The sequence below is a fragment of the Sphingobacterium prati genome (genome assembly GCF_013167215.1).
Classification (GTDB): domain Bacteria; phylum Bacteroidota; class Bacteroidia; order Sphingobacteriales; family Sphingobacteriaceae; genus Sphingobacterium; species Sphingobacterium prati.
Genome location: NZ_JABJWY010000037.1, coordinates 32,759 through 57,579, shown reverse-complemented (window position 1 = coordinate 57,579; position 24,821 = coordinate 32,759). Strand labels below are relative to the sequence as shown.

Below are 24,821 nucleotides of genomic sequence, written 5' to 3'. Positions count from 1 at the left end.
GCTGCTTTTTAATTACTCTGCATATAAATCTAAGTTTGACATGACTTTCTCCGGGGTCTGGTACTTCGATTCAATGGTCTGATTTTCCTGTACCATGCGAAGTCCATTCAGCAGAATTTTTTCATCCTTGCTCAAGCCCGAAGCGACAACATAGATATGAGGCAGCTCAGCAGCAACCTGTATTTCTCTTGCTTTTACTTTATTATCTTTTGTGATGACATACACATATTTTTTTTCCAGTTCCTCAAATGTCGCTTTCTGCGGAATCATCATGGCATTCACGTACGGAGAGGTAATAACAATATTGCCCGTCTCCCCATAGCGCAATAGGCCTTTGGGGTTGGGGAAAGTCGCACGGTAAGCAATATTTCCCGTTTCATTATTGAAGTCCGATTCGATCGTTTCTACGATACCCTCCTGGCCAAATTCCTTTCCGTTGGCCATATTCAAACGCACATGCATCGGGCTGTTATCCTTCTTTGCCTCCATCTGATTGAGGTATTCTACTTCCGGCACATTAAAATACACCCACATTTTACTATTATCAGAGAGTTCGGTGATCAACTCCCCCTCATCCACCAGACTGCCTTTTCGTACGTGGAGTTTACCGACGATACCCGAAAATGGGGCGGTGATATCTGTAAATTTAAGGTGTGTATTCATGGACGCCAGTTCGGCTTTGGCTTTTTCATATTTCGCTTTGGCCATTTCTGTTTCCTGGGGCGCAACGATATCTTTTTCGGAGAGATTTTTGGTATTTTGGTATTCGATCTCTGCATATTTAACCTCCGCTTTGGCGCGATTGACATCGGACTCATAGAGGTTGGGCATAATCTTAAAAAGCGGTTGTCCTTTTTGTACAAATTGTCCTTCATCCACAAAGATGGACTGGATATATCCCTTTTCCTGAGCCCGCAATTCGATGTGGTTGATCGAACGGATCTGGGCGACATAGTCTTTATTGACAATGGTATCTTTTACGAGGGGCGTTGTAACGTTAAAAACTGCAGCTTCTTTCTTTTCTTTTTTCTCTGACTGACAGCTCGTCGACAGCACAATAAAACACAGGCTTATATACATGAAACTTTTCATGACCATGATTGTATATTTTTATAATAATTTTTGAAAAATTGAACACTAGTGTGACCTGCTTTCAAATTAAATGAAAGCCATGGGTACTATTTTTTTTAAAAAAATTAGTTATAAATCACAGTCTGAAGACACTGTAATGGATATAGAGGGCGTTTTTTAGTGGGCTGAGGTTTTGCGCATTGGCAAGCGAAACTGCGGTGCGCGTATTGTGAAAAGCAGGATGGATATAGGCGCTCAGATTTCCAAAATCCTCTTTGGCAAGCGCAAATAAATTAGTGGTATCCGAATCACTTCCAGTTTCGTCGTTTTCACCGTCTTTCTCCGCAACAAAAGCGCGGAGTTTTTCGTGGCGGTGGTGTCCACCTTTACGGATGACATCTACATCCTGTGCCTCGGTTTTTACCTGTCTGTTGTAGTGCTCGACTGCATTCCGGTCGGCCGATGCAGGATCATTTGATGCCGATGCGTAATACCAGCCCAAACTGACAAGTATTGTGCATAATACACTGAACAAATATTGATGGAATCTTCCTTGCATCCTTAAAGCAAATGTACTTAAACTTTAAAAAGGATGCAAGCAATTTAAATACAGAAGTTTTAAAGATTACAGCTTATTGTTACAACGCATTTAAAATTAACCCTTTAAAATTAAAATAATGATATTTAGTTACTGTTTGAACGTAAGCCCCCTTTGGACCTTTACCGTCATTTTAATAAAAAAAACGCCATGATATTTGAGCGGTGCCAAATAAACCGAAGCGCTTGTCAACAGCTGAACACCAGCCGGTACTCAATCGTTTTCGAAGAAATAAACGAACAGCAGCCTGCACCTGCTCCAAAACCTAAGCATATTTCCCTATATTTATACCGTGCTCTCGGAGCCCCTGTTATTTCGATTTCTTAATACTTGATTAAACCGGTTGAAAAACTTGCAGATAGCTTTACCCTACAATATAGAACCCCTTTTTCAGCAATATTACCGACAGCTCTGTCTCTTTGCAAACAATATCCTTCACGACGAAGCACAGGCCGAGGATGTTGTGCAGAGCTTTTTTGCCGGACTTTGCGAAGGGCGCAATACCCTGCCGGAGGAGGAGTCCGCCCGAAAAGGCTATCTCTTTATCGCCATCCGCAACAATTGCCTCAGACAGATCCGAAATGAAAAAACAAGGAGCAAATACGTCAATCAGCTCGACAAGGATATGATCGAAGAGGAGACTGTCATGGATGCCATGATACAGGCCGAAGTCATTAACCAACTGATGGAAGCGATCAATAAATTACCACAGGGTTGTAGGCAGGTGCTGCATATGGCAATATTTGAAAAATGTTCCAACGAAGAAATCGCCAATAACCTGACCATTTCAATCAATACCGTCAAAAGCCAGAAAAAAAGAGCCATCCAATTGCTACGTGCGCGCTTGGATGCCCGGACGCTGACGCTTTTGCTATTTTTACTGCCTGACTAATAGTTTCTTACACTTTTTTCTATTTTTCCTTCCATCCTTTTGCAGCCTTTGTGGCTCTTTTAATCAAACAGCCGATTGAAGAACATGAAGGACCACCAATTTATACTCGTAGATTACCTAGTAAAGCACTTTAGCGGAACACTAAGTCAAACGGATCTGCAGTCCCTCCAAAAGATCTTTGAAGATGATCCTACCTTGCGCGATCAATGGGAGAAATATATCAGTCAAGGTGTCAAATCCAGCGATGCCCAGTTTTGGAGTAACCTGGACCTTGATCAGGCAAGAACTAAGATCTTAACCTACGAGCCGACCAGGTCAGCAATTCGGTCCGTAAGCAATGCCCGCATCCGAAACCTACAAATCTACGTGGGTATAGCCGCCAGCCTGCTCATTTTTATTGGCATCGCGCTGTTCGTGAATCTGAGCGATCGGGATAAGCAGATTGTCGCCGACCAAGTGTATCATTATAAAAATGACGTGTTACCGGGCGGACAGAAAGCCACACTCACCCTTTCCAACGGTCAAACTGTAGAACTTTCGCAAGAGCAGGCTACCCTGCGGGAACAACATGGTGAACAGCTCCGGATTACCGATGGACAGCTGTACTATAAGCCCAATAGTGCGCAGGCAGAACTTGCTACGTTAAAAAATACATTGACAGTCCCTGCATCCGGATTCTATCGCATGGTACTGCCCGACGGCACCAAAGTCTGGGTCAATTCAGCTTCAGAATTGAGTTACCCGCTAGCGTTCGGCAAATCAATCCGCAAAGTAGAACTACGCGGAGAAGCTTATTTTGAAGTGGCCCACGAAAAAAACCGGCCATTCCTAGTCAGCACTGCCCATGGTGATATAAAAGTGTTGGGAACAGCTTTCAACCTAAGGGCATACAACAGTGCAGCTTCCAATGTCACCCTGATCAATGGAAGTATTCAGCTGACCAATAAAAACAAGACCACAAAACAAATTATACCCGGGCAAAAAGTTGAATTTGATGGCCACGACATGCGTATTTCCCAGGCGAATATTGAAAAGGAAATTGCCTGGCAGCAGGGCTACTTTTACTTCGAGCACGACCGGATCCAGGATATTATGGAACAGCTGGCAAGATGGTATGATATCCACGTCATTTATCAGGGGCCCATCACCAAGAAAACCTTTGGGGGCAGCATCAGCCGAAGCGTGAGCCTGGCCGAGGCCCTGGAATTGATAAAACGTGGCGCCGGTGTTGAATTCACCATCGACAAGAAAACCGTCACCGTCAACAAAAACAAGTAAGACAACCAATTATTAAAGGAGGACCTATTTATGATTTAGAGATTTACGTAACCAAACTTAGTGGTACCGCGTCAGTCGATGCTAATTAATGGTACCTAAGTACCTGAATGAAAAACAAAAAAACCAACCCTATTGCTGAATATATGAATTACTTTATCAAATGTAAAGATTACTTGTTCGGAAGTCGCATGACCGAACCTAGCTTTGCACCCCTTATTTCAAAAAAAGTCAAAGCAACCCTATTTCTTGGTTTACTATTTACTTATGGTGTATACGGTAAAACAGAAGCCCAGCAGGTCACTATGCATGTCAACAAAGGCGACCTGAAGACGGTCTTTCTGGAAATCAAGAAACAGACCGGTTATCATTTCTTTTATGATGAAAGTCTCTTTAACGATCTAAAAAAGGTAAACGTCAACGTCTCCAATCAAAAGCTGGAAAACGTACTCAAAGAACTTTCGGACGAGCTGCCACTTCAGTTTGAAATGCACAAAAAACATATTATCGTCCTGCCAAGTACGGTAAAAAACACCGTTCAGGCCCAACAACAATACACGATTAAAGGCAAGTTGATTGCCCAAAAAGACGGAGCCCCGATTGAAAATGCGACGATCAACTTAAACGGAACGAATACCGGAACATCCTCTGATCGCAACGGAAACTTTTCGTTAAAATCCACACAGCCAGAGGGAATCTTGACCATTTCGCACCTTTCCTTCAAACCGCAGACCGTCAAATTCAACAGTACGACAGCCAGCGACCTTACCGTATCGTTAGAACAAAACGATAGCGCACTAGAGGAAGTCGTTGTTGTCGGATTCGGTACACAGAAGAAAGTCAACTTAACAGGAGCCATTTCACATGTCGGCAAAGAAGCTTTTGAGAATCGGCCCGTCGCCAATATCGGTCAGGCTTTACAAGGTCTTGTGCCCAACCTGAACATCACCTTTGGCAACGGATCGCCGAACAGTACACCCGGATTTAACCTGAGAGGCGGTACCTCCATGAACTATAATGCAAATACGCAGGTCTTTGAGTCGGTCAATGGCGACCCTTTAGTGATCATCGATGGAGTCGAGAGCTCCACAGGGGCCCTGAATCAGCTCAATCCGAATGACATCATGGACATGTCTTTTGTCAAAGACGCCTCTGCAGCTGCGATCTATGGTACCAAAGCAGCCTATGGCGTCATCCTGGTTCGCACCAAACGAGGAGAATTCAATCAAAAAGGCAGGATAGCCTACAACTTCGATTCCAACTTTGATACTCCTTCTGGCATTCCTGATATCCTCAACGCCTATGAGATCCAGAAATCGGGTATGGACCGAACACTATGGACAAATGGTAAACCCAACACATCGGATGAAAAAAGGCTGGAGATGATCCAAAAGTATATGGATAATCCCATACCTGAAAATGCCTGGTATCAGGATGGGAACACCATCAATTGGGTAGCCAATGTCAATCCATTTGAGGAAGCGGTCAAAAAATGGACGCCGATGCAAAAACATACACTTAACCTCAGCGGAGGTGCCGAGTCCATTAACTACTATATTTCCGGCGGCTTACAGAATCAGTCGGGTATGTACAAAATCAACACCGACAAATTGAAACGCTACAATGTCCTGATGAATATCAATGCCAAGGTGAACAGCTGGTTCAGTGTTTTTGGAAAGATAGGTTTTGACCAGACCAATTTCAACAGCCCGTATATCGTCGGCGGGAAGGGAAGCATATGGTCTGCCATGATGGGCGAGACGCACAAAAACATCAATATGCCCATCCAAACCGGGCCAAATGATCCTTTGCCCAATACCTATACCGATAACATTCTTGCCTGGCTGAGCTATGGTGCCAACAACCAGTCCACGGACAGAAGGGTTTCCTTATTGATCTCGCCCGAATTTACCCTTATACCCAATGCACTGAAACTTAAGGCCGACCTGAGCTATCAGCCACAATCTTATAGCCTGAACCGGTATAGTCCAAAGCTTAACCAAGTCGTAGATTCCTGGCAGTATACCACCCAACAGGCCGAGGCTGCGGAAAATCGTGCTTATTTTGACAACAATAATACCAACAAATACCTGGTTAATATCTATGCTGATTATAAGAAGACCTGGGCCGAGAAACATAATTTTTCCGCTGTTGTGGGCTATAATCAGGAACAGACAAAATTTAATCAGATCACCAATACCTTCCGGAAACTGATCTCAGCAGATATACAGAACCCTGATGCTGCCGAGGATCCATCGTTGCATACCGTATCCCGAAATGCATATACCCTTGCAGGCCGTGCCGTATTCGGACGGGTAAACTACAACTATGCCGAAAAGTATTTCTTTGAGAGCAATCTGCGCTATGACGGCAGTGCGAAGTTTACTGAAAAAGACCGGTTTGTCACTTTCCCGTCCTTCTCTGCCGGATGGCGGATCTCGCAGGAGAGTTTTATGGAAGGTACAAGAAGCTGGCTCAACGAGCTTAAGCTGCGCGGAAGCTGGGGAAAATTGGGCAATCAGCCTTCATCCATCTATCCTTATCAGGCAACAATGGATACGGGAAAAGCTCCTTATCTGATCAATGGGGAACAGATCGTCTATATCAATCCGCCTGACCTGGTATCCCCTTATCTGACTTTCGAAAAGGCCAGAACCTGGAACATCGGTTTAGATGGTACATTTCTCAAAAACAGACTCGATGTTACCTTTGAGTATTACAACCGGAAGACCACGGATATCCTGACTGACGGCAGTGCCGCGTTCCCATCCGTTTTGGGGACGGCAGCACCTTTGGAAAATTCAGGGATACTCGAGACAAAAGGATTCGAACTTTCTTTCCTTTGGAAACAGACGATTAACAATGAGCTCCGGTACCGAGTCGGTCTTAACCTCTCCGACTACCTGACCAAGGTACAGCATTATGCTTCTAATACGACCATGATGATTGTCAATCAATCGAACAGGGAAGTGATGTATGATGGGAAAACTGTTGGCGAAATATGGGGATACCGTACCGGCGGCATACTGCAGGAAAGTGATTTTGCCGGTAAAAATCCGCTCAATGGCAACTGGATTTACAATGGCGCTTATCAGGGAACACTATTTCCCGGTTATATCTGGTACCAGGATCTGGGCGGACCTGAGGGAATTCCGGACGGTAAAATAGATGCTGGTTTGAATACGCTGGTCAATCCGGGAGACCGTGTCGTCATTGGAAATTCCACACCACGTTACCGTTTTGGGATCACCGGAAATATGCAGTACAAAAATTTCGATCTTGATTTCCTATTCCAGGGCGTATTGAAGCGTGATGTTTGGGCAGGTTTGTCTTCCTACTGGGGCGGTGGTGCAGGGTCAAAATGGATGTACGAACGGTCCTGGACCCCGGATCGTACCGATGCCGAATTTCCCATGTATGGCTCTTCAGTCAACGTTCAGGACCGGTACCTGATCAACGGTGCCTACCTCAGACTGAAACAAGCCGTATTGGGCTATACCCTGCCCAAAGAGCTGACCAAACGATTGGGCCTCGAGCGATTACGTTTCACACTGGCCGGTTACAATATCTTTGAAGTGACTAAAATACCAACAATTTTTGATGTCGATCAGATATCCGCCGATTATCCACAAAAGCGGTCTATTGCTTTTGGAGCCCAAATTGTATTCTAACCATTACTACTATGAAAAAGAACATATTCAGATTCATCGTGATCGGTGCAGCATCATCCCTCTTGCTGACCCAATCCTGTAACGATAAATTTTTACAGCTAAGTCCCGAAACCGACCTATCGAAGGACAACTCATTATATACTGAAACCGAATTGACACTCTACCTGAATAACCTCTATAACCGGTATATTCTAGGGCATGGTACGGTCTGGGCAGATGCCAAAGTCAACCCCAATGTTGTTGGCGGTAGCCATCTGCTGGCCAGCGATTTTATGACCGACAATATGGTCCGCTATGGCAATATCAGCAATATCCTGGATAACACGTTTATTCCGCCAAATGGAGGCGCTTCGGTCGACTGGACATGGGAAAATCTGCGCTCGGTCAATTATTTCATCCAAAACTACACAAACGCATTGCCCGCGGTCAATAATGACATTACCCGACTGAACAAATATATCGGGGAAGCCTATTTCTTTAAATCCATGGATTATTACCGCAAACTGATGTTGTTTGGCGATGTACCCTGGCTTTCAAGCGACCTCAACATCGACAGCGAGGAACTTTACAAACCACGTGACAAACGAACAGTGGTTGCCGATTCCTTAATGAAGACTATCGATCTGGCCATTGCCGGACTAGAAGGCGTCACCGGCCGCCCGGATGGGCGCATCAATCAGGATATGGCCCTATTTTTAAAAGCACGAATAGGCCTGTTCGAAGGTTCCTTTCGCACCTATCACAACGAGCTATCCTTGCAAAGTACAGCAAAATCTTTCTTGGAAGCGTCTGTGGATGCCTGCGAAAAAATTATTGCCAGCGGACGTTATCAGCTCTATGCCACAGGTGACAGCCCCTATTGGAAACTATTTACGTTTAAGAAAGACCCAAACTCCGATGGCAATAAAGAGGCTATTCTAGCACGTGTCTATGATGGTACCGTGGTCGGTCATGCGACCCAACGGTATTGGGATCAGAACAACAGCCTTTCGGGTGCACGGCCAGCGGGCGGCGCCACACGTGGGCTTATTGACGAATACCTCTGTATTGACGGGAAACCGATCTATACAGCCGGTTCGGCAGGAAACTATACCGCCAACCCCTTATTCAAGGGATATGATGGCCTATGGTCCGAACTTGAAAACCGCGATCCGCGCCTGAAGCAGACCATCAATTATCCGGGTGAAAATCGATCCCTATTCAACAGGACCGATGGCACCACCAGTCTCGAAAAAAATGGTATCACATACCCTAGACTATCCTACAATGTCAGTGGCGGCAGCACGGTAACCGGCTATCTTCCCATTAAGCATTGGATGGGAGACCGTACCGAAAATGAGGCGACGACAAACGGGCAGCAAACGGCTATTGAATTCCGCTATGGCGAAGTATTGCTGATGTTAGCCGAAGCGAAAGCTATCTTAGGCACGTTGACCCAGAATGACCTCGATCGGACGATCAATCTGTTGCGCCAACGCGCAGGATTTGATTTTGCAAAATATCCGAGCAGCAAGCTCGAGCTAGGCAACCTCCCTGCCGACCCCAGGCTCGATGAGATCTACGCCACAAAACTGGATTATGCCGTTAGCCCTATCATCCGTGAAATCAGACGGGAGCGTCGGATAGAAATGGTCTTAGAAGACCGCCGTTATGAAGATCTGATGCGCTGGAAAGCCGGCAATCTGATGACAGTGCCCTTGCGTGGCATGAAATTCACAGCTGAAAAAGGGAAATTGTACGATGGCTCCCATACCGCCAAACCTATTATTGCCCTAAAAGAAGAAGTCAACAAAGACATCTTTTTGGATAATAATGGATTTATTATCGCCTATCCAAGGAGTGCCACCATCACAAATGGCGTCGCCTTATGGGCAGATTACCGCTATTATTGGCCATTACCTTTATATGACCTCACATTGGACGGTAACCAGCTGGTTCAGAATCCCGGATGGTTGGGCGCAAAATAATGAGGATTAAAAAACAAATTTATACAGATGAAAATTAGATCAAATATATACCTGTTGCTAAGCTGCCTGTGCGGAAGTTTAGTTTTTCATTCCTGCAAAAAAGACCTCGGTCCGATCAAAGACAATTTAACTGTTCGGGAGGCCGTAAATTCAGGGGGCTTTATGCAGATTCCCGTTAAAATCGGAACACCGCTCCAGATCAATCTGGCGGTCAATCCCGGAAACCGTACCGTAACCACTGCTACGTACAGCAACAAACATCCCGAAATTGCCACTTATAGCAATACAGGTCTGGTTACAGGCTTAGCCGTCGGCAAGGATACCGTCACCATACGGTCTGGCGAACTGAATGTATGGTATATTGTCAATGTAACCAACTAAAAGCCGACAATTGACAAACTCAAAAAATAATGGTAGGAGATGACCATGTGTTCGTTTAGTGTTTAGTTTAGACTATCAGGCGGTTTTGCCTGATAGTCTTCTTTCATATACCAGGGATAGTACTGATAAAACTTTCAATAGACAACCAATGGTAAATAAAAGGGATAAAAGCAATTCCAAACATGAAAAGAATAACGATAAAAGATATTGCCAAGGCGTTGGGTTACTCGATAGGTACCGTATCCAAAGCCCTCTCAAATAGTCACGAAATCAGTGCAGTAACTAAGGTTGAAATTCAAAAATTTGCAGATGAGAATGGCTATCAATCCAATCAATATGCTAAACTATTGCGTAAGGGGCGAACAAATATTATTGGTATGATTGTTCCTTCGATTGGCAATCCATTTTTCTCGCAGATTCTCGAAGGCATAGAAAGGGAGATGTCAGAAACGGCTTATAACCTCATTATTATGCAGAGCATAGACGACCCCCAGCTTGAATTGAAACACTTAGAAATGTTATATAAAAAGGGGGCAGATGCTATCGTCATTGCAGCAACAGGAAATAACATTTCATTAAAATATCTCCAAAAATTAAAAAATGAGGGCATCCCTATTGTCCTTATTGACCGAACCAATTACGCTATAAATACGTATAAGATTGGGATAGATAACTTCAAAGTCGTTTACGAAGGTATTTCTCAGTTGATCAATCGCGGTAAAAGGAAAATTCTATTTATTTCCAATCTATCGCCAGGAACATCAACGGAGCGTCGGCGTGGTTATATCCAATGTCTTCGGGATTTTGACATCGATTTTAATTCGAATTACGTCCTATCGATAGAAACGAATAGAAGAAGAATAGATGTGCTGGAGCAGCTAAAAAATCAGCTCACACATCTCGTTCATTCAAGTGCCCCGCCCCAAGCCATTTTTACCGCATCCGATCAACTTACCTATTTGACGATAGAGGCTTTGCAAACAATCGGAATTGCGGTTCCAGATCGCTTAGCCCTTATTGGTTTTGCTAATTTTCAATACACAACTATTTTTCAACCGTCATTGTCAAGCATTGTACAGCCTTCGCGTGAAATCGGATCTCAGGCTTTCGCTATTCTCCATAAAATTTTGGACAGTCCGGATAACGAGATTGCAACACCCTATCAAAACATTGAATTACAAGCGTCCATCCTGACACGCAAGTCATCTGAATAAAGTATATCAATTGAAACGTTTTCGCAAGTTGCGCAAACGTTTGACTGAAACGCAAATTACTATAAATCAAAACATATTTCCTACTATAGATTTGTGTTTTGGTGAATTATGAGCTGCCAATACACATTAACAATTATAAATTATTTACTTCAAAAATTATGACAAAACAAACAAAAAAAAGATGGATGCAAATCATGAACGGATTTGCGTTGTCCACCACTATCCTATCACTATTTTTCGCCTGTTCAAAGCCATTGGTAGAACAAAATGCGCCAGAAACCCAACGGTTAAAAGCATCATCGAATGGCGTTATAGACACCTCCCTTTCCAACCTTACGTTTGTAACTAATCCTGTAAATCTCAATATCATTATGTTTGTCCCCACAGACAATCCAGCCTTACCGGGTTACAAAACACGGCTATCTCAGCTGTTTGTCCATTTCCAGGACTGGCTACACAATGAAATGGGACGCTATGGCTACGCCAATTATCTGGGCCTTCCAAAAGATGCTACGGGCCTGGTCAACATTATTGAAATCCCGGCGGCGGGAGCTCAGGCGGACTACCCCTACAGCTCAGCCATATCAGCCGGTAAAATTATAAATGAGATCAATGCCTACAAAACAAGCCATCCGGGCGAATTTTCATCCAACAATCACTATTTGGTCCTTTTACCGGCGAGAACGGACGGCGATAGCAGTCAACCATTCTATGGCTATGGAAAATACTGCTTTGCCGTGGATAATTCCTCCATGTCTGTCAATGGAATTCCAAATCCAAGCTCAAACTACCTCGGCGGCATGCTCCATGAACTGGGACATGGATTAAACCTACCCCATAACCGTGCTAAATATGTCAGCGAAGAACCCACATTGGGCACATCCCTGATGGGAAGCGGCAATGTGAGCTTTAGCAAAGGTCTGCCTACTTTTCTAACGGGCTCTGATGCAGCAATTCTCAGCAGAAATGAAGTTTTTCAACCAACAGTAGCGACAGCTAGTCCTTACCAGGCCCCCAGTTATTCCGTACAACCTCAATTTGCCATTGACAACAGTCAGCAAAAAATCTTTATTACCGGAAATTATACGTCCAATTTGCCTGTGAGCGAGATATTGGTCTATATGGATCCCAATGTGAACAACGAAGGTACCGGGGCCAACAAAGATTACAATGCAGTCACCTGGAAGTTTGCCCCGGTTTCCTCTGGCGTCATCCAAGGGACTATAGATCTCAATGAACTCTATTACAAGGGCAATACACCTTACGAACTCAAAGTAAAATTATTATTGCAAAATGGATACACTACGTCCAATGTTTACGACTTCAACTATGTCAACGGGCTCCTGACGACCAATCAAGATTCGGTGTATACCTACTCCAATGCATCCTATGCCGGTGTGAAAGGAAGCTTTGGTAAAGGGCAATATACCACAGCGGATTTATTGGCCAAAGGCATGACAGACAATAGCATCTCTTCCATTAAAGTAGGCGCAAATGTTAAAGTCACGTTATACAACGGGAATAATTTTACCGGCGATAGCCTTGTCGTCACATCTTCGTCTTCCTATCTTTCGACGTTCAACGATAAAGTTTCATCCATGAAAATACAAAACCGTTAGCAGGGCCAAAGCGCAAAGATGAATACATTAATTTTGAGAAACACAAGAAAAATCCTGCTCCTGCTATTTGCTTTAGCAGGATTGAACCTATTCGGCCAGCCTGCTCCCTGGTTTACCGACGGCAAATTTGGTCTATTTCTGCACTGGGGACTCTATTCCCAGACCGCGGGTGACTGGGACGGACACCCGACCAAGGACAAAAATATACCGATTTACGTGTATAAGATCGAGCCTAAAGCAGCGAAATACCAAGGCTATCAATGAATGAAAAAACGTAGCGGGTCATATTGGTAAAATATGACCCGCTACGTTTTTTTTTGAGAGCAGGCAAAAAACTGTAAATTGTATTTTGTTAGATAGCTCAAATTTTCTTTATTATCCTTATCTTTATTCCACTAAAAGAGCCTCCAATTCACTTTAGATTTATAACACATGAAGATTTTGTCATAATGGAGAACGAAATAGATGCGCTAAAACTAAAGATCGCGGAACTATCCGATTTTATTGAAAATGGTTCGGTGCCCCTTCACCGTGTTGATGGAAATGGTATAATCATATGGGCCAATCAGGCCGAATTAGATTTACTTGGCTATAGAAAAGAGGAATATATCGGCTTTCCAATCCGGGATTTCCATGCAGATCTATCCGTAATACAAGAAATACTAACGCGGTTATTAAATAACGAGACCCTGCGTGACTTTCCGGCCCGGCTTAAGTGCAAGGATGGCTCAATCAAGCATGTCCATATCAGCTCAAATGCCTTAATGGTCGACGGCAAATTTATCTATTCCAGGTGTTTCACGAAAGACGTGACCAAGTTGGTCGAAGAAGAGGAACGACGAGTGGCCGAAGAAGGACGAAAGAATAAAATTGTACTTCTCCTCAAAAAAAGTGAAGAGCGGTTACGGATGGCCATAGCTGCAACGGATCTAGGCACCTGGGATTGGGTGCTCGAAACAGGAAAAATATACTTTTCTCCAGAAGCAAAGCAAATGCTGGGGCTTACCTTCGATGAAAATAGTATCTATGCCATTTTGAACCATATTTATCCTGAAGATCGTGTTATCGTGGATCAGGTGCTCCACAATTTACAAAACGCCACGGCCGATGAAAATTTCAGTTTTACCTGCAGGGTACTAAAAGCAGGACAAACTGCGCCTTCCTGGATTGAAGTTCGGGGAACAGCACATTTTGAAGGCAGCACCACGCTCAATAGAATAATTGGTTCCATCCTTGATGTTACTGAAAGAAAAGAAGCTGAGGAAAATAATGCCCAGTTAGTTGCCATCGTCAATTCGTCTTATGATGCCATTGTCGGCAAAACATTGGAAGGCATTGTCACGAGCTGGAATGATGCTGCGGAACAGGTATTTGGTTTTTCGGCCCAAGAAATGATTGGCCAGTCAATTTTAAAAGTTATTCCCGAAGATCGCTGGCACGAGGAAGATTTCATTTTAGAGCAATTGAGATCGGGCGAATCTATCCGGCATCTTGAAACCAAACGGAAGACCAAGGGCGGGAAACTGATCGATGTATCGCTAACGATTTCCCCAATAAAAAATACAGCTGGCCACATCACCGGAATATCCAAGATTGCGCGTGATATTACATACAAGGTACAAGAGGAGCAAAAGAAAAATGACTTTATCTCCATGGTCAGTCATGAATTGAAAACACCGCTTACATCAATTTTACTCTGCGCTCAGGTCATGCAAAGAATGAGCCGCAAAAGCGAAAATGATTTGGCAGCTAAAATGGCCCAGAAAATTGAAGGCCATACGGGGCGTATGTCGGCAATGATTCGCGACTTCCTGAGCTTGGCCCGTATCGAAGAAAGTAAAATACAGCTCCGAAAAGAAATGGTGCCACTTGACGGCCTCATGCAAGAGATCAAGGAAGAAGCTACTTTTATGACAGAGCAACACCAGATACAGATTGTCTGTACCCCTTCACATATGGTTTTTGCCGATCGCGATAAAATTGGTCAGGTACTGAACAATCTGGTCAGCAATGCCATTAAATATTCTCCCGAAGGTGGGAAGGTAACAATAGGCTGTGAGAATTTTGACGATCATTTAAAGATCTATGTCAGTGATGAGGGCGTCGGGATAAGCAAATCCGATCAGAAAAAATTATTTGAACGCTTTTATCGCGTCGAAAACGATACCCTTGCAAGTATTTCAGGTTTTGGCATCGGCCTCTATATCGTTGCCGAAATCCTCAACTATCACGACTCAAAAATTGAGGTGGAAAGTGAACTCGGTAAAGGCTCAACCTTCTCCTTTTTACTACCGAAAAATGAGCAATAAGTAATAATGGATAACGGATTTTATTTAAAATTACCATTATCCATTATCTGATCAACTACTATCGTGTGGTATACCCGCCGTTGGCAAAAATAGTCTGCCCGGTGATCCACCAACCATCCGTTACCAAGAACTCGACCAAAGGCGCGATATCTTTGATATCTGTCAGTCCGCCCAATGCCGACGCAGATTTGTGGTAGGCTACTGCATCATCACTCTCCTGTCCGTAAAAGAAAGGTGTATCCATAGGCCCCGGAGCTACAGCCGTCACAGAGATGCCCCTACTGCCAAATTCTTTGGAAGCCGCTCTTGTAAAATGCTCTACCGGAGCCTTTGCGCCCGCATACGTTGAATACAATCCGGTATATGCAGCAAGCAAGGAAGTCACAATCGTACAGATTTTACCGTGATCATTCACTTTCTTACCCGCTTCCTGTAGGAAGAAATACGCCGATTTTGAATTGATCCCGAACATGATATCATATTCAGCCTCTGTCGTTTCCACAAATGGCTTTTTCAAAACCATTCCGACGGTGTTGATAGCGATATCAATTCCACCGAACGTCTTTATGGTTTCATCAAAAAACTTGGTGATATTATCTACCTGAGTCAGGTCTCCCTGAAATAAAAATGCTTCAGCACCTAAGGCCTTTACCTCAGCCAATGTTTTTTCACTTTCTGCTTTTGAGCTTTCACTATTAAAATGAATAGCCAGCTTTGCTCCTTTTGCTGCAAAATCTCTGCTTAATAAACCGCCAAGGTTTTTTCCACCTCCGGCAATCAGGACTACTTTACCTTTTAAATCGTTGTGTGCCATAATCTTTTTTCTTTTATATATAATTAAAGCTACAAAAACTGACGGAATATTCCGTCAGTTTTAATCAAAAAAAATTTTATGCCTTTATGGAGTCCCAGCACATTTGTAAAAACAGCGCTATTGTAGCATCATCGATGTCCATCTTTTCATCCATGGCCCACAAGAGCCACCCGTTGATCGTACTAAAGGTAAATAACCGCAGGCGTCTTGCGGTTAACGGCTTGAACAAATTCTGCTCCAGGCCCATCGCATACAATTCGTCAAATTTCAGAAAGTCCATCATGGCGACTTCATGGATTTCTTTTGTTAAGATCGGTGATGCTGCAAATTGATAAGAAAACTGAAACTCCAGGGGGTGCTCAAGAAAATAACGGATCACCCTTTCCCAAAGAAAATCAAACTGGCTACGGAGACTGCCCTGTTGTGTATACTTGTTGAAAATATACGCAGACTCCTCGGATTTCTGCGTTATCCAGATTTGCTGTACGATCTCCTCCTTACTACCAAAGTAACGGTATACCGTACCGATGCCTACCTTTGCTTCAGCAGCTATCTGCGCAATGGTAACTGCATGTAACCCATGGGTGACAAAGAGCTTTAGGCCCGCTTTTAATATTTGTTCTCTTTTCAAATTAAATTAAATAATGTCGCAAATTTAACAAAATATCTTCTTAATAAACTATTACAACATATTTTATGAGGTATATTCTCGCCTGGGGGCAGCTCACTGCCGCTTCCGTAAACCGAAAAATATTCACGTATTCCTATGTCTCTAAAGGCAGAAATATTATCTTTAAGACTCAAAGCACATTAGACGATTAAAATAAAAAATGATAGGCAACAAAGACATTATCTCCATGGCGGAAGTCCAGATCAGAAGCTTTATTGAATCCAAAAGGCCACAAGATATTGAAGTGAGAAAGAAGTTGGATTTTGGGTATACCTGGGATGGACAGACAGCATTATTGTTTGAGATACGTCCGCAATGGAATAATCCAGCTAACATACTCCATATCGAATTTGCGAAAATAAAATACGTAAAAACTAGCAAGCAATGGAAGCTATATTGGCGGCGGGCCAGCGGTAAATGGGAGGCTTACGAACCAATACCTTCGAGCGACAACCTGCAGGAGCTGATTACTGAGATCAGTCATGATGGTTATGGCTGTTTCTTTGGCTAAAAAACATAACAAAAAAAGCAGTCTATATCGACGATATAGGCTGCTCATATATGAATGTAAATCGGTCAACGTGATCATTAGCCGAACATACAAATGCTTAAAATCGTTTTAGAAAATTTGAAATTTGTTAATTTGCAACACTAGGCCGAGCGGGCTAAGAAATATACCTTGAGAATTATTTCCTCCATAATTTCCAAATAATATAAACTACAAGCACGCCCAATACAACTATCACAGCAATGGTTTCAATCCGGATATCCTTCTTTTCCTGCTTTAGGACGGAGTTTACTGTGCGAATTACTTTTTCGCTATTCTGGTCAGTACGCCTGTTTTCTTCTGCCGCTGACGTCCACGACTGGTGAACATACAGCCTCCCTCCCTTTGCGTTCAACCCGCCGTCTGGGCGAAAAGAAAACAAGCTATCCGTCTGAAAATACCAATAGGTGAACAGGCTATCCTGCTGTTTGTAATGAAAAAGCAGATTCCGAATTTCATATTGACTGGCACTCATTTCGGAATTTTTCTCCAGTTGTTTTTTATCACGGAATACCGCACAAGCTACGATCAGGAGGCAGCTGGATAAACTCAGTATCATAGACATTCTTTTCGCTTTCATAACACATATTTTTAATCAAATAAGTTCAGGCACAAACCATATGGTGTGCCTGAAAAACAATAAATCGACCATCAGTCAACCCAGTTGGCCATGGCATAGATTGTGGACAAGGGCCTTCTTCTGGATTCCACGCGGTTATGACTGTTGCCCTCAATGGAAGTTATTAAGGCACCATTGACTGCCTTCACCAGGCCCACATGGTGGATACGCCGCAGCTCGCCGCTGTAGATCGCAAATAGATCAGCGCTCCTGAATCTCCCCTTTCGGATATCCGGTGCAGCGTATCGGCGGGTCTTTGGAAAAAGCGCCGGGCTCCAGGCACTGCGAGGTGCCACAAATCCAGCTTGCCCATAACACCAGCTGGCAAATGCAGCACACCATTCATAGCCCAGGCCCAGCCCAACATAGCACAGGTAATCCCCTACCCTTTGCCCCCTATTTTCACCCCCCTCTTCCAATACGCCAAGTTCGGCAGTAGCTATCCAAATCAGTTTATCCCGCAGCTCCTGTTCTGAGGACAGGTATAAGCACTCGATCGGCCGGTTCATCGGCCCAACTCCCTGCAAGCGATGCTCACTCAACATAGCCTGCTTACTTAAAACAGCATGTTTAACAGCTGTAGAAAAGCAAAGAGAAAAAGAAAGAATACCGAGAAGTATAGAATAGTTTGTTGCCATGAGCTCAATTGATTAAAGTGATAATAAATGTCCTGCCTGTAATATTTGAAGGGCTTCCAGAGGTATTCCTGCAACCAGGTACAGCAGCAGATAAATACCAGGCCTGCCATCAGCCCAAAATAAAGCAGCGATAAGGCGCCCAGATCCAATATACCCGCTGCAGGGTCTAAAAATTGCAGCGTGCTTCCGACAAATAAGAAAACAATCGCCAGCAACAGGCCGACCATAGCGAGCACATATTTAGGCTCGATCAGCAGCTTTTCATCGGGACTGAACCAGCCCCTTTTAATTTCTACATTATTCATATCGTTGTACTTTTAAATGTTAAATAATAAAATAAGGATCATACACTCCCGAGATACTGACTGCGCGAATACTGGATCCCATCCCGGTCCCGGACCAGTACATAGAGATCCAGCCTTACTTCCTGCATATAATCGGGTAGGTTCAGCAGCATAGCCGATGCCGAACGGATCACCCGATCATCATTGCGGACTGCAATTTGCCTTTTTTGGTCATAGGCCAGGAGCAGTACCTCATCATCGTGGTTTATCGTCGTGATCCCGCCACCATCGAAGTCTACCCGCAGCATTGCTGTATCCCGTGCGATATGGTCGACCGTGATCCCCCGGACAGGGCCATCCGAGAGCAAGACAAGAGCAGGGTCAACAAACAGATCAGGGTATTCACCCTTGATGGCATATCTGATGGCATGCGCCATCGCCAGGTTGCGTGCTGTCAGCCTCTTTTTTGCCTGCCGGACGCGCTGGGCAAATCCTTCTTTGATGATCGAGGCCAAGGGATACAAAAATTGATTGGCCAGGTAAAATCTGCGTTGCGTGAGCAGCTGCCCCAGCGGTTTGTTTTGATTTCTGTGATTCATCTATGCTTTTTTAATGTTAATAAATGAAATTTTTAACGTCAGTTTTTTAAGACCTTAAGTTGGCTAAGAGCACAATGATGTGCCCTTAGCGCTTTTTTTACGCTTTATGCAAGCATAATCTCACCCAGGTAGCTGCTTCTGCTGATTTTGGTCTTGGTGCGGTCAGACATAAAATACCAGACATGCACCACATCTCCGAGCAGGTGCTCGGGTACCCCAAATGTGACCCCAGCGGACTGTCTTGTGGGCACCGTTGGCGAGGTCATAAACTCATCTTTCGCCGGATGGTAACAGACCACATACACCAGGTCGTCGTCTTTGGTTTCGTAGACGACGTTATTCTCTGGCGACCAGGACACTATGATGTCATCGGCATCGAATGCGGCGACCACCGTTCCACCAGCACCATAGTTCCCATCGGCCAGCCTGATCTTGCTATAGTCCAACGTCAGATCCGGGTACACACCCTGGATCGCCTGATCCTGATTGAACTGAAAAGCATAATTGATCGGCGTGAGCCGGTCTGCCCGCTTCTGGCCAAAGCCGATCTTTAGAAAGTTGTTGATCGGCAGCAGAAAGCGCATCAGCGTCTTGAAACGTGCCTGCACAATCAGCTGCGCCTCCGTATGCGGTTTGTTGCTCTTTTTATAGAGTCCTTTGATGTAATTGATGCTCTTCCAGCTGGCACCTATCACGGAGCCGGCCTTACCTCGAAAAGCCCCATTTGCTCCATTTACAATTGTTCCCATTTTTTAAAAATTTAAAGGATTAAAAAATAAATCGCCAAGATTTTTATACCGGTATTTTCGCTTGACAGAACAAACATAAAACATTAATAAACAGAAAAATAACAAACAAAACCGATTATCCGAAGCTTGTCCGAGGCTGACCTACATCTTGTCCGACGACCGCCATATAGCGACAGATTTTTGGCGCTACAAAAGCTAAAAATCGGAGCTTTCATAGCATTGGTTAATTGGAAAAAAGCTGTACGAAAGTGCACCGCAACAGTGGAATATTGTAAGCGCATCGCTGTAAACAAAACCGGAATAAAACAGCAAAAACCAAAACAAGAAATGCACAAAGAAGCAGACCTACGGCAATCGAGATTACCGGCAACCACAGGTTATACCCGCCTTCGATTAGGCAGCTTATGACCAAATTTTACTATTAAGCCGGCCATGAATTGCATATCACCTACCGATGACCTATCTGGATAGGCTAACAGTAGGTCAATGATGGGTGCCGGTCTGCTATACTGGTGACCATGGCCTATAGTCGGGGCAAAGAAAGGCCATAAATGCTGCGAAGTGAAACCTATAGCCAAAACTTCGCAGCACCCGTACTATCCGCCATTGAGGTAGCGTTTGAGGCGGAGTACATCGTCGAGCTTAAAGTACTTTTTTCCACCTTTATCACGCCGATGCACCTGGATCAGGCCCAGGTTCTGATACCGTAGCAGCGTGCGGTCCGATACGCCGACCGTGTCCTTGACAAAGCCGGTATCACGCAATTCGACATGTACATCCTCTGGCGGAAGACTGTCCAGCACTGCTTTTTTCAATTTTTGTATTTCATTAAAGAGTAGATGCAGGGCCCGGAGCAGATGCGCATCTGTCTTTCGGCCTACATTGTTAACGCATTGTTTTCTCATATTTTTAAAATGGTTTATAAGGTTACGTCGGGTTAGCCTCCGATGGTATTGGAGTTAATATAGTTAAAGAAATCCGGGTACAGTTTTTTGTCGCCTACAGGGATTTTCGTTTTCGTCCCTTCGGTCATCAGTATCCCGTCCGCCCCATAACTGTAAAAAAAACTGGTATTGAGTATAAAGCTCTTGTGGCATTGTTTAAACCAATTTACAGGCAACCTTTCCTGAACTTCTTTCATGGGGCTATTGCAGACTAAAGTCTTATTGCCAATCAGATGGAATTTAACCTGGCCATTTGTACTTTCCACATAGACAACCTCCCTGAGCCTAACTTCAGTGCGCTTATAGCGCACGGGCCCTTTGATCATAAAGTAATAAGAATAATGTTCCAGCGAATCCTGGCCCGTATTGGGGAGCAGCTTTCCAAGTGCTTCGTCTACGCGCCGCAGGGCGGCATAAAATCTACTCTTGGAGACCTCTTTGAGCAGCACATCAACGACGTGGATGTCATAGCCGAGATCCTCATATTGCCGATGGCCCGTATAGAGGATTGTTTTTAAATTTGAGCTGGGCAATGTCCTTAGAAAATCAAAGGCATCGGTCTTTCCCAGTTCCACGTCAAGGATCATAAAATCCACTTTGTTTGCGCGAAGAAAGATTTTGGCTTCCTGTGGGTCGGTAAATGTCCTGACAATATCCACATAACTAATTTCTGTCATCATCTCGGTCAGATGATCAATACATGCCTGTTGGTCATCGATGATGATGCCACTCCATATTTTTCCCATGTTCATTTGTTTGGTTTTTTGATTCCTATTTTTAGTTTTTGACAATTTCTACGCGCAGGGTCAATTCATAGCTCTGTTCATCCTGTATTTCCGACATGGAAAAATCTTCCGCAAACAGATATTCCATGCGCTTGCGCACATTCCGCAGGCCCACACCATGGCTCGGCATGGTCTGCCGCCCCGGGCGCTTTCTATTTTTGACATGGATCATATAGCCCCGGTGTCCGACCACAATATCGATACTGGCCGGATGCTCCCTGTCCCAGATATCGGCATGTTTAAACAGGTTGCCGGCGAGCGTCTGTAAGGTCGTGGGCGCAATTCCAAAACGCATCAGATTGCCTGTGCAGCGCAGTTGAATATAAAAAGGATCTATTTCGACCTGCTCCTGTATAGACAGATACCGCTCCAGTGCCGCAATTTCATCAGACAATAAGATTTTGCTTGCTCCCGCCACATCTTGTGCATCCATATAGAACCGGATCAACTGATAGATTTCACCTATCTGACTAGCCAGCCCAGGATCGTTTGGAGTTATCTTTTTTTTCAAATGGTTAAAAATATTGGCCATCATATGCGGATGTACTTGAGCAGATAGGGTCGTATATTGTGAATCTTTCATATTGGATTCGGCCTCGAGCTGCTTTTCGACGGCTGCGAGTTTTTCATTAAATTCCCGGAGCTTTTCCACATAGTAATAATAGCCTATGGCCATTATCGTATAATTGCTATTCATGACAATGAAAGTCTGAATAAAGCGTGACCAACGAAAAGAACTGCTGCTCACCGTATAGGTATTGTTGATGATTTGTAATCCCAGGCTGCCGTACAATACATAATAAACCAGTATTCCTGACAGAACATAGAAGCAAGTCAATAAGACCACTGCCATCAGTAGACGGCCCTTTCTAAAAAAATAATGCAATGTGAAGTACACAGCATAAAATATCAGGGCACAATAACATACCGTAATCGCGGCTACGCCCAAGGATAGTTTTCCGTTTCCCAGCGCATTAACTGCAAAAAAATAAAAGAGATAACATAACCAAAAACAGGCATGCCGCTGCTCTTTGGACTTTAGTTTAAGATGCATAAAATTAAATTGATAATTAACAACCGGCTACACTAAAATTAATTAATACTCAATGTTCAAACAAATATACCGCTCTCTATATCAAAATTATTACATTATAATACATAGCTTAGGTAGGTATACTTGTCCAGCAATAACTGTTGTCCTTGATTTTTAAACAAGATTATACGCTGATCTGTGGTCCATCGACGTTCGTCCGAATCAGGGGACATGGACTTGTGCAAGTAAAGCCAGGCTTCCCAGCCTTCCGGATGCTGCAGCAGCACATTTTCAAAGTCCAGATAGATGGACTTGATATAATAATTGGTAAAAACCTTACGATCCCCATACCATTTTGTGTCACAGTAATCCAAAGTACGGATAGTCAATCCATTTTGCTCGTCGGGCATTTCGGCGAGCAGGGTATTGATCTTCTTTTGCAGCAGCCAGGCCATATCCAGTATCCCCCGCTGTACCCGGATGTTTCCATTGAGAAAAGGAATTTCAGTTAATTTGTGATTATCGGTCTCTATTGAAGCACCCGTGCCCCCATCGAGATAGCAGAGCACGTGAAAGCCGATGTCCATATGCCGGCGCAGCTTAAAGAAAAGGTGCGGATCTTCGGCTTCCAAAAACAATACCTGCTCCTTCCAGCTGTCACCAAGCTGGGCTGTGTAGTACGCTAGCTGCTGCGCCATGACATCTTTTGAAACCGGTATACAAAGCTTGTATCCCTGCCGGACAAGAAAAATTGGAACGGCACGATAATGGCCAAAATGAAAAGTCAAGATAAAGGCCGGGTTATCGGGCGGAGACAACCAAAAGGTTTCATCCAAAAAATGAAAAGTATCCATATCCGCCTCCGCCTGCCGAGCAGCAAAGCTGCACACCGCGAGATAGAGTTTTTGTTGGGTAGCCAGTGCCCGGACATCCAGGAGATGCTGTACATTTGCCGAAAAGAATACAAAATTCCGCCAGGTCACTTCCGAATAAACCGGCAGATCAGTTGTCTGAGTAAATTGCATACATATATGTTAAGGTCAATATTGAGAACATACTGCACCAAACCTTGTGGCGCAGCATGTCCATTATTAAAATCGGTTATTAGGGGAAAACGATATTGCATTTCCCGATATCCTCTTGCTCATCAACACCGAGCATGAGGTCTTTGATGGAAAGCGGCTTTGGATCATAAAGTCCAAACTGCGCTAATACTGTTGTAATTTCCACGACATTTCTCGTTTAAAAAATAAAACCATCGGCTATTCTCGCAACAGCTTTACGGCTTCAGGCACTGAAGACTGTGGATCGATCGGCGGTAAAAATTCAACTATTATCTGATTTTAGAAAGGACAGCAGGGTCATCTGCGGTTTGCCGTAAACACTCTCCTTTTTGCCAAGCAAATCGGTATCAAATCGAGTTTGGAAGTAGGCAAAAGCTTTTATAGGGGTAGTTTCGTTATTGGATTTTAAAGATCGTAACTTCGTCAACAGACCTATTTCATTGGTAATAAGACGGATAAACAACCAAAACTATTTTATGGAAACACGACAATCCTACCATATGCTTTTACAGCACCTTGAGTTATATCGGCGGCTCAGCCCCAGTCAAGAAGCTACCTTGCGCCAGCTGGTCACCGTAAAGTATTGCGAACCCAAAGAGATCTATCTTGAACGTGGTGGCATTGCCAGACATGTCTGCTTTATACATACCGGTTATGCCCTAGGGTATGAGCAGATCGATGGAGAGTCCCGCCTGGCCCGAATCTGGCAGGAAGATCAGATCATACTGAAAACCGAGAGTCTCCTAGCCTATCAGCGTAGTGAAATGGATATTATTTTCCCAGAGGGCGGCCAAATCATTGAGATCCCTTTCGAATATTTTGGGCAGGCGACCGAACTGGCCCCATTTTTCAATTATCTACTCTATCAAGAAGTCAAATACTATCAGCAGCAGGAAAATATATTCCGCGGACTGCGCAGTCAGGCTTTGATCCGATGGTTTCATCTACACTACCCATCCATCCGCTTTAAGTTGACCGACCAGCAGATCGCACAATTTTTGGGCATCACGATCAGATGGTACAACCGCAATAAAAACACCCTACTTTAGGGACAAAAGACCAAGCATTAGGAATTAAT

At 44.1% G+C, this 24,821-nt stretch carries 25 protein-coding genes; 11 read left to right on the top strand and 14 right to left on the bottom strand.

The features are described 5' to 3' along the window. Positions 1–12 precede the first annotated feature (12 nt). Positions 13–1,092 carry an efflux RND transporter periplasmic adaptor subunit gene (locus HPC41_RS18325; RefSeq protein ID WP_246250857.1) on the bottom strand — a complete coding sequence of 360 codons (1,080 nt, stop codon included), beginning with the start codon at positions 1,090–1,092 and terminating at the stop codon, positions 13–15. A gap of 115 nt (positions 1,093–1,207) precedes the next feature. After that, on the bottom strand, positions 1,208–1,630 hold the full coding sequence (locus tag HPC41_RS18320) for a hypothetical protein (protein WP_172395473.1): 423 nt from the start codon (positions 1,628–1,630) through the stop codon (positions 1,208–1,210). 391 nt (positions 1,631–2,021) lie between these two features. Between HPC41_RS18320 and HPC41_RS18315 the strand changes: the two genes are divergently transcribed. The 9 genes from HPC41_RS18315 to HPC41_RS18275 all read left to right on the top strand — a co-directional run bounded on the left by HPC41_RS18315 (position 2,022) and on the right by HPC41_RS18275 (position 14,997). Next, positions 2,022–2,561, top strand: a complete 540-nt coding sequence (locus HPC41_RS18315) for an RNA polymerase sigma-70 factor (protein ID WP_216660822.1) — start codon at positions 2,022–2,024, stop codon at positions 2,559–2,561. An 84-nt stretch (positions 2,562–2,645) separates the two neighbouring features. Continuing rightward, positions 2,646–3,839, top strand: coding sequence for a FecR family protein (locus HPC41_RS18310; RefSeq protein WP_172395471.1), 1,194 nt, complete (start codon positions 2,646–2,648; stop codon positions 3,837–3,839). A gap of 107 nt (positions 3,840–3,946) precedes the next feature. After that, entirely contained in the window at positions 3,947–7,507 is a 3,561-nt protein-coding gene (locus HPC41_RS18305; RefSeq protein ID WP_172395470.1) for a TonB-dependent receptor, read from the top strand. Between the two features lie 11 nt (positions 7,508–7,518). Beyond that, positions 7,519–9,474, top strand: a complete 1,956-nt coding sequence (locus tag HPC41_RS18300; RefSeq protein WP_172395469.1) for a RagB/SusD family nutrient uptake outer membrane protein — start codon at positions 7,519–7,521, stop codon at positions 9,472–9,474. A 27-nt stretch (positions 9,475–9,501) separates the two neighbouring features. Then, complete coding sequence (locus tag HPC41_RS18295; protein ID WP_172395468.1) at positions 9,502–9,855, top strand: Ig-like domain-containing protein; 354 nt, start codon at positions 9,502–9,504, stop codon at positions 9,853–9,855. A 182-nt stretch (positions 9,856–10,037) separates the two neighbouring features. Then, positions 10,038–11,069: a LacI family DNA-binding transcriptional regulator gene (locus HPC41_RS18290; protein ID WP_172395467.1), complete on the top strand. Its 1,032-nt coding sequence runs from the start codon at positions 10,038–10,040 to the stop codon at positions 11,067–11,069. Positions 11,070–11,227: 158 nt separating this feature from the next. Continuing rightward, positions 11,228–12,688 carry a hypothetical protein gene (locus HPC41_RS18285; RefSeq protein ID WP_172395466.1) on the top strand — a complete coding sequence of 487 codons (1,461 nt, stop codon included), beginning with the start codon at positions 11,228–11,230 and terminating at the stop codon, positions 12,686–12,688. Between the two features lie 18 nt (positions 12,689–12,706). Beyond that, positions 12,707–12,952 carry an alpha-L-fucosidase gene (locus HPC41_RS18280; RefSeq protein WP_216660821.1) on the top strand — a complete coding sequence of 82 codons (246 nt, stop codon included), beginning with the start codon at positions 12,707–12,709 and terminating at the stop codon, positions 12,950–12,952. Positions 12,953–13,137: 185 nt separating this feature from the next. After that, on the top strand, positions 13,138–14,997 hold the full coding sequence (locus tag HPC41_RS18275) for a PAS domain-containing sensor histidine kinase (RefSeq protein WP_172395465.1): 1,860 nt from the start codon (positions 13,138–13,140) through the stop codon (positions 14,995–14,997). Between the two features lie 58 nt (positions 14,998–15,055). Here the strand turns inward: HPC41_RS18275 and HPC41_RS18270 are convergent, their stop codons facing one another. After that, positions 15,056–15,811, bottom strand: a complete 756-nt coding sequence (locus tag HPC41_RS18270; protein ID WP_172395464.1) for an SDR family oxidoreductase — start codon at positions 15,809–15,811, stop codon at positions 15,056–15,058. A gap of 76 nt (positions 15,812–15,887) precedes the next feature. After that, positions 15,888–16,442: a TetR/AcrR family transcriptional regulator gene (locus HPC41_RS18265; RefSeq protein ID WP_172395463.1), complete on the bottom strand. Its 555-nt coding sequence runs from the start codon at positions 16,440–16,442 to the stop codon at positions 15,888–15,890. 199 nt (positions 16,443–16,641) lie between these two features. Between HPC41_RS18265 and HPC41_RS18260 the strand changes: the two genes are divergently transcribed. Then, positions 16,642–16,992 carry a DUF3024 domain-containing protein gene (locus HPC41_RS18260; protein ID WP_172395462.1) on the top strand — a complete coding sequence of 117 codons (351 nt, stop codon included), beginning with the start codon at positions 16,642–16,644 and terminating at the stop codon, positions 16,990–16,992. Positions 16,993–17,167: 175 nt separating this feature from the next. On the opposite strand, the gene HPC41_RS18255 is transcribed toward HPC41_RS18260, so the two are convergent. From HPC41_RS18255 to HPC41_RS25630, 10 genes are all read right to left on the bottom strand, one after another. After that, positions 17,168–17,608, bottom strand: coding sequence for a hypothetical protein (locus HPC41_RS18255; protein ID WP_172395461.1), 441 nt, complete (start codon positions 17,606–17,608; stop codon positions 17,168–17,170). A gap of 71 nt (positions 17,609–17,679) precedes the next feature. Beyond that, positions 17,680–18,192 carry a CHAP domain-containing protein gene (locus HPC41_RS18250; protein WP_172395460.1) on the bottom strand — a complete coding sequence of 171 codons (513 nt, stop codon included), beginning with the start codon at positions 18,190–18,192 and terminating at the stop codon, positions 17,680–17,682. An 11-nt stretch (positions 18,193–18,203) separates the two neighbouring features. Then, positions 18,204–18,590 (bottom strand): hypothetical protein, encoded by a 387-nt coding sequence (locus HPC41_RS18245; RefSeq protein WP_172395459.1) that lies wholly within the window; start codon positions 18,588–18,590, stop codon positions 18,204–18,206. Between the two features lie 38 nt (positions 18,591–18,628). Continuing rightward, the gene (locus HPC41_RS18240) at positions 18,629–19,168 is read right to left on the bottom strand and encodes a DUF6266 family protein (protein WP_172395458.1); all 540 of its coding nucleotides are present in this window, start codon (positions 19,166–19,168) and stop codon (positions 18,629–18,631) included. 104 nt (positions 19,169–19,272) lie between these two features. After that, complete coding sequence (locus HPC41_RS18235) at positions 19,273–19,917, bottom strand: DUF6266 family protein (RefSeq protein WP_172395457.1); 645 nt, start codon at positions 19,915–19,917, stop codon at positions 19,273–19,275. A 596-nt stretch (positions 19,918–20,513) separates the two neighbouring features. Further along, a complete protein-coding gene (locus tag HPC41_RS18230; RefSeq protein ID WP_172395456.1) occupies positions 20,514–20,822 on the bottom strand; it encodes a helix-turn-helix domain-containing protein in 309 nt (102 codons plus the stop codon). Positions 20,823–20,854: 32 nt separating this feature from the next. Next, positions 20,855–21,607 carry a LytR/AlgR family response regulator transcription factor gene (locus HPC41_RS18225; RefSeq protein ID WP_172395455.1) on the bottom strand — a complete coding sequence of 251 codons (753 nt, stop codon included), beginning with the start codon at positions 21,605–21,607 and terminating at the stop codon, positions 20,855–20,857. A gap of 31 nt (positions 21,608–21,638) precedes the next feature. Further along, on the bottom strand, positions 21,639–22,700 hold the full coding sequence (locus HPC41_RS18220) for a histidine kinase (RefSeq protein WP_172395454.1): 1,062 nt from the start codon (positions 22,698–22,700) through the stop codon (positions 21,639–21,641). Between the two features lie 95 nt (positions 22,701–22,795). Next, a complete protein-coding gene (locus HPC41_RS18215; protein ID WP_172395453.1) occupies positions 22,796–23,704 on the bottom strand; it encodes a hypothetical protein in 909 nt (302 codons plus the stop codon). Positions 23,705–23,783: 79 nt separating this feature from the next. Then, positions 23,784–23,909 carry a hypothetical protein gene (locus HPC41_RS25630; RefSeq protein ID WP_281358849.1) on the bottom strand — a complete coding sequence of 42 codons (126 nt, stop codon included), beginning with the start codon at positions 23,907–23,909 and terminating at the stop codon, positions 23,784–23,786. A gap of 310 nt (positions 23,910–24,219) precedes the next feature. Here HPC41_RS25630 and HPC41_RS18210 point away from each other — a divergent pair, with 310 nt between their 5' ends. After that, positions 24,220–24,792 (top strand): Crp/Fnr family transcriptional regulator, encoded by a 573-nt coding sequence (locus HPC41_RS18210; protein WP_172395452.1) that lies wholly within the window; start codon positions 24,220–24,222, stop codon positions 24,790–24,792. Positions 24,793–24,821 lie beyond the last annotated feature (29 nt).